This window comes from Thermogemmatispora onikobensis (assembly GCF_001748285.1).
In the GTDB taxonomy this organism is placed as follows: Bacteria; Chloroflexota; Ktedonobacteria; order Ktedonobacterales; family Ktedonobacteraceae; genus Thermogemmatispora; species Thermogemmatispora onikobensis.
Genome location: NZ_BDGT01000038.1, coordinates 46,258 through 52,565 on the forward strand (window position 1 = coordinate 46,258; position 6,308 = coordinate 52,565).

At 60.9% G+C, this 6,308-nt stretch carries 5 protein-coding genes; 3 read left to right on the forward strand and 2 right to left on the reverse strand.

Annotation, left to right across the window (positions count from 1 at the left end; translation table 11 throughout):
* Window positions 1–62: 62 nt before the first annotated feature.
* Window positions 63–560 carry a Fur family transcriptional regulator gene (locus tag BGC09_RS16120; protein ID WP_069805202.1) on the reverse strand — a complete coding sequence of 166 codons (498 nt, stop codon included), beginning with the start codon at window positions 558–560 and terminating at the stop codon, window positions 63–65.
* Window positions 561–871: 311 nt separating this feature from the next.
* Between BGC09_RS16120 and fdhD the strand changes: the two genes are divergently transcribed.
* The 3 genes from fdhD (at window position 872) to BGC09_RS16135 (ending at window position 4,539) form a co-directional block, all read left to right on the forward strand.
* Window positions 872–1,753, forward strand: coding sequence for a formate dehydrogenase accessory sulfurtransferase FdhD (gene fdhD / locus BGC09_RS16125; RefSeq protein ID WP_218104071.1), 882 nt, complete (start codon window positions 872–874; stop codon window positions 1,751–1,753).
* 34 nt (window positions 1,754–1,787) lie between these two features.
* A complete protein-coding gene (gene mnmE / locus BGC09_RS16130) occupies window positions 1,788–3,236 on the forward strand; it encodes a tRNA uridine-5-carboxymethylaminomethyl(34) synthesis GTPase MnmE (protein WP_218104072.1) in 1,449 nt (482 codons plus the stop codon).
* A gap of 61 nt (window positions 3,237–3,297) precedes the next feature.
* Window positions 3,298–4,539, forward strand: a complete 1,242-nt coding sequence (locus tag BGC09_RS16135) for a hypothetical protein (protein WP_069805206.1) — start codon at window positions 3,298–3,300, stop codon at window positions 4,537–4,539.
* Between the two features lie 139 nt (window positions 4,540–4,678).
* Here the strand turns inward: BGC09_RS16135 and hisS are convergent, their stop codons facing one another.
* Window positions 4,679–5,977 carry a histidine--tRNA ligase gene (gene hisS / locus BGC09_RS16140; RefSeq protein ID WP_069805219.1) on the reverse strand — a complete coding sequence of 433 codons (1,299 nt, stop codon included), beginning with the start codon at window positions 5,975–5,977 and terminating at the stop codon, window positions 4,679–4,681.
* Window positions 5,978–6,308 lie beyond the last annotated feature (331 nt).

Below are 6,308 nucleotides of genomic sequence, written 5' to 3' on the forward strand. Positions count from 1 at the left end.
CGAGAAGGCGCAGCTACGGACGTGCTGGTTCACTGGCTTCGATCCGGCGGGGGATGCTTCGCTCAGGTCTCGTCTTGGGTGCTGTTGCTCTTCATCTCCGCGGTCGCCTCGCCCGCCGGGAGAAAGGACTGCCTTTTCTGCCAGCAGGCCGGGCAGTAACCGCTGGCCACCAGGTCCAGTGTCAGGCCATGAAAGCCATACTGCTGCTGCAGGTCTTCATGCAGGTTCCCAAGGAGGTTCTCGTCAAGATGGATAATGACGCGGCAGCCACGGCAGATCAAATGGTGATGGGCCTTGCCTGGTGCGCGCTCATAGCGTGGCGGCTCGCCCGGAAGGCGGTTCTCTCGCACCAGCCCTAGCTCCTTGAGGAGTTCGAGGGTGCGGTAGATGGTCGAGAGGCTGACCGCGGGATTCTGCTGCTGAACACGCTCGCTGATCTGTTCGATACTGAGATGGGCGTCGGCTTCGTGAATAACGTTCAAGATCATCGAGCGCTGCGGCGTGAGACGGTAGCCGCGCTTGCGCAGAAACTCGCTCGACGACTTGACAGAGTGATGCATTGCTCAAACCTCGATGTGCAATTGACCTGAGCTGGGCTGTCTTCAGCTCGCCAGGGATAGTCTGACAGCTCTCTTTGCTCTGGGTGAGAATGCATGAATGGCTGGCTGGATCGATCGATCGATCGATTGGATGCGCAATCTTGCCTGAATCCTAGCATGGCCAGAGGCGAGGCGTCAATCGGGATGGGTAGAGACGATCTTGAATGCTTATAGAATAAGAGAAGAACGGCGTGGTCTTCCCGCTTGCCGTTGTGAGCAAGCCTGCTCAGCTGATGAGTGCACAGTGCGACGAAGCGAAGGAGGATGGCCCTATGACTGCTACCCAATTTTGGCGCTCTATCGTTGATCCTCTGCGCGTCATGAGTGCGCGCGTGCTGCACTGGGAGGGAGAAGATGCTCAGTCGCGCGACGAGGCGCTGGCTGTTGAAGAGCCGCTGGAGGTCCGGCTCAACCAGCGCAGCCTCGCGATCATCATGCGCACCCCGGGCCACGATCGCGAGCTCGCTCTGGGCTTCCTTTTGAATGAGGGCCTCATTCGCTCGGGGCAGGAGGTGCTGCGTGTCGAGGAAGCTCTCGACGCCGATGGTCTCCCGCTGCCCAACGTCATCGAGGTCACTTTGCGCACCAGCGAGGCCCAGGAGGAACAAGCCGATGGTGGTGCCGTCTGCCAGGCTACCTTTGAGCGCCACTTTGCGGTCTCCTCTAGCTGCGGGCTGTGTGGCAAGAATAGCATTGCGGACCTGCTGAGCTCGCTTGCGCCGCTTGAGCCAGATACGCTGCGCCTGCGGGCCGAGACCCTCTACGCGCTGCCTGAGCGGCTGCGGGTGGCTCAGGCTGTCTTCTCCCATACTGGCGGCCTGCACGCGGCGGCCCTCTTCTCGCTCCAGGGTGAGCTGTTGCTCCTACGCGAGGATGTCGGGCGGCATAATGCGGTGGACAAGCTCGTGGGCTGGGGACTGCTTCAGGGCAACTTTCCCTACCGCGAGCATATTCTCATGGTCAGCGGGCGGACCTCGTTCGAAATTATACAGAAAGCTCTCTCTGCCCGTATCCCTTGTGTTGCGGCGATCTCGGCCCCATCGAGTCTGGCGGTGGAGCTGGCGGAGCAGGCGGGCATCACGCTCGTTGGCTTCCTGCGAGGGCGTTCAATGAACGTCTACACGCACCCTGAGCGTTTGCTCGCCGCGGGCTGAAGTCCTCTTGCGTGCTGGGAAGGACGGGGCTATAATGCGGACTATGCGAGGAGCCATGCAGAGTGACACCATAGCAGCGATCGCTACCCCTCCTGGTGTGGGAGGCGTAGGCATTGTGCGTGTGAGTGGGGAGGCAGCTTTCTCCATCGTGCTCCCGCTCTTCCGCCGTCCCGGTGGGGAGCAGACGCTCCCTCCTTCGCACCAGCTGACCTATGGGCGGATTGTTGATCCGCGTAGCGGTGAGGTGCTCGATGAGGTGCTGGTGGCTTTCATGCGTCGGCCCCACACCTATACGCGCGAAGATGTCGTTGAGATTCAGGGGCATGGCGGGCCGCTCGTCTTGCAGCGCATGCTGCGCCTCGTGCTGGAACATGGGGCCCGACTGGCGCAGCCGGGGGAGTTTACGCTGCGCGCCTTTCTCAATGGACGCCTCGATCTGGCGCAGGCGGAGGCGGTCATGGATGTCATCAGCGCCCGCACCGAGGCGGGGTTGCGGCTGGCCATGCAGCAGCTGCAGGGGCGCGTCTCGGTCCGTTTGCGCGAGGCTCGACAGACAGTGCTGGGGGTCCTGGCCCGTATCGAGGCGAGCATTGATTTCCCCGAAGATGATATTCCTACTCCACGCGCCGACGAGTTGCGTCCCCCGATGCTGGCGGCCCTGAGCCTGATCGATGAATTGCTGGCCGGGGCGGAACAGGGGCGCCTCTATCGTCACGGCCTGCGCACCGTCATCATCGGTCGTCCCAATGTTGGCAAATCAAGCCTCCTGAATGCCCTGCTGCGCAGTGAACGCGCCATCGTTACGCCGATCGCCGGCACAACCCGCGATACCGTTGAGGAAGTGGCCAATCTTCGGGGCATTCCTCTACATCTGATCGACACCGCTGGAATCACCCCTACCGATGACCCGGTCGAGCAGATTGGTATTCAGCGCAGCCGCGCCGCGGCGGAGAGCGCTGACCTGGTGCTGCTGGTCTTCGACGGCGCTGAAGATTTCACCGCTCAAGATCGCCAGGTCTGCGAGGAACTCCAGCGTCTGGGGTTTGGCCACGAGGGCAGTGAGGCGGCCAATGGCCGCGCTGGACGCCCGGTGATTCTGGTGCTGAATAAGATCGATCGCCCGCGCTCGTTGCCGCTTGAGCAGGTGCGCCGCTTCTGGCCCCAGGCTCCACTGGTGATGACCTCAACGCTGACAGGCGAGGGACTGAGCCAGTTGGAGGAGACGATCGCCAACCTGGTGCTGGCTGGCAGAGCACTGCAAAGCGATAGCGTGCTGGTGACAAACCTGCGCCATCAGGAGGCCCTGCGCCTGGCCTCGCAGCACTTGCAGGCAGCCCTGGCCACCTTGGAGCAGGATCTGCCCCTCGACTTTGTCTCCATCGATCTGCAGGCTGCCTGCCAGGCCCTCGGCGAGATCACTGGCGAGACGGCCAGCGCCGACCTGCTTGAACGCATCTTCAGCGAATTCTGCATTGGCAAGTAACAAACGCTCTTTTTGTTTGATCATGTATTGATTTATTTGTAATAGTCTCTGAAGAAGAAAGATGATCTTTAGAAACAGTCTCAAGCGCTCGACGCTGCTCGTCGTTGTTGCTATCGTTCTGAGCAGTATCGTCCTGACCGCCCTGGCCTACCGGGTAGCGCTGGCGGGTATGGTAGGGAGCGAGGCCACGCCAACGCCGGTGCCGGTGGCGCAGCGACCGACGCCGACCCCTTCGCCAACGCCGACCTTCACGCCGACACCCACTCCTTCGCCAACCCCCTCGCCGACGCGCGATCCGGCTACCGTCCTTGGCGTTGAGGGACGTACTGCTGCCGCGGCTGGAGGCATTGCCTGGGTTCGGCTGGGAGACCACAGCTGTGGTGCTGCTGGTTTACAGGGCAGCGCTCTCAAAAATGCCGTTGCCAGCATGCATGCGGCTGGTTTCCATGTCTTGCTGACGCTGTGCCAGCCGAGTGCGGGGCCGCCCCGCCTTTACGATGCCAACATTATCCAGGATGCCGCTTTAGCGGGGGCGGATGCCATACAATGCGGCAACGAACAGATGAAGCTGGACGCCTGGACAACCTATGTCACTCCTGAACGCTTTGCGCGCTTCTATGATCTTTGTGCTCAGGCCGTGCAGACCTATGATCCCGGCGCCAAGGTCATTCTCGGCTCGGTTGATCCTCTGGTTGTCCCGGACGACTACGGCAAGCTCATGACCCGTGTGGCCTACCTGAATGAGATGCAGACCGCCATGAATACGCTTGTCCATCCAGGTGGTCACTGGAGCTGGCGCAGCCAGACCCTGGGCCTCATCGATAGCTGGCACAATGGTTATCCTGGCGATTACGTGAACAATCTCTACGGGCTGCTGGCCTTCTGGGCGCAACAGTTTGGCCTTGATCTCAACAGCGGCAAGCTGGGAGAGCACATCTGGGTTGTCGAGGGCACGGGCTGTTTCCAGGGCTGCGGTCTCAACGTCTACAATCCGACTGAGATCGCCATCGCCCACATCCTGTCATTGATTAGCGATGTGCGTACGGCGATGGGCTACCGTGTCCCCTTCTTCTACTTCAGTGGGCAAGACTTTATCATCGATGGGCAACTCTGGCCGATTGGTGTTGTAGATGTTAGAGGACATCCCAAGCCTTTAAGGCAAGACCTGGGGATGGGAGCCCGTACATTGACGCTCAGCTGTCCACGGGGAGCGGTTCAGGTCCAGACACAGCCAGCATTGCTCGGGGCGCTCTATCGCGGTTGCCGGCTGCCGGCGAACTATCGGAGCATTCTGGCAAGCTAAAGGTCTTTCCTGGGACCAGTTGTCGAGTTGCTTCCGCGCTGCCCGCTCAGTCAGAAAGCTACTTAACAAGAGCCGTGAGCGGGGAGAGCAGGCCGCACGCCAGAGAGTGTAGCGCTCTTCTGCTCCCTCCTCGCTTGCCTCAGCCCTGGAGATAGCGCAGAACCTCCGCGCGAGGAACGGCTACCTGCCGGGCCTCCTCCTCGGCGCCTTCGGCGCGCAGTGAGCGGACAGAGACCAGCCCGTTAGCCAGCTCCTCCTCGCCGAGAATCAGAGCATAGGCGGCGCCCGAAGCATTGGCCTGCTTCATCTGAGCCTTGGGGCTGCGGTCACCGTAGCTCATCTCGGCCTTGATGCCGGCATGCCGCAGCTCAGCAATCAGACGGACCGCCGCCTCTTTGAGTGCTGGCTCCTTGCCCATAGAAACCACAAAAGCCCGTGGTCTCTCGGGTGGAGGTGGAACGATCCCCTGGCGCTTCAGCTCCAGAATGACGCGCTCGATCCCCATACCGAAGCCAATGCCGGGTGTAGGAGGACCGCCCAAGAGTTCAGCCAGTCCGTCGTAACGTCCCCCGCCGTTGAGCGCCGTATTGTCCATCTCCGAAGTAAACTCGAAGACTGTACGAGTATAGTAGTCAAGACCGCGCACCAGCAGCGGATTCAGCTCAAAGGGCACCTCATAGAGCTGCAAGAAGCGCTGCACACGCTCGAAGTGCTCACGGCACGCTTCACAGAGGTAATCGACACTGTGAGGCGCGGCAGCGATCTTGGCCTGATCTTCTGGCTCTTTGCAATCCAGCAGACGAAGCGGATTCTTCTGGAAGCGAGACTGGCAGTTATGGCAGCACTGGTCAAGCAAGGGGCGATAATAGGCGCGCAGAGCCTCCACGTAACGCGGGCGACAGACGGCATCGCCGATGCTATTGAGCTGGACGCGGATACCTCGCAGCCCGAGCTGGCTGTAGACCTGATAGAGCAGGGCAATCAGCTCGGCATCGATCGCGGGATCACTCTCGCCGAGGGCCTCACAGCCAAACTGGTGATGCTGGCGATAGCGTCCGGCCTGGGGACGTTCATGGCGAAACATTGGGACGCTGAGATAGTAGAGCTTGACGGGTTGAGGGAGCTTAAACATCCCATGCTCCAGATAAGCCCGCACCACACCTGCTGTGCCCTCGGGGCGCAGCGTCAGACTCTGGCCGCGGCCCTCCTTCCCCGGGCGATCCTCGAACGTATACATCTGGTGCTCGACCACGTCCGACGTTTCGCCAGAGGTCTTGAGGAAGACCCCTGTCTCTTCTAGGATGGGGGTCTCGATACGGCGGTAGCCGTACAACTCGGCCACGGTCGCGGCGGTCTGCTCCACGAAGCGCCAATAGGGCTGCTCATCGGGCAAGATATCGCGGAAGCCCTGCAAGGCTCGGTACTGCTGTGCTGACATAGTCTGGTTCTTTCGCGCCTCCAGATCGGAAATGCACAGCCTATTATAGCAGATGATGTCTAGAGGAAGGGCCAGGAAGAGTGAGCCAAAGGGCTGGGAAGAGAGGGCCATAAGGAGCAGGCTCAGCTGAGCCGTAATCTGCTGGCTGTTACTCTTGAGCTAAAGCAGGCGTTACACTCATGGTTAGTTGAGGGGAGGACCACTCTATCTATCGGGCGCTCGCAGGAAGTGAGCGATGAGAAGAGGCCGAGACGACGGGGCTTGTGGTTGTGGCGACGCGGCAGGGTGCAGCTTATGGCCTAAGAGCCTGTCCTCTGGACATTCTGCCGGG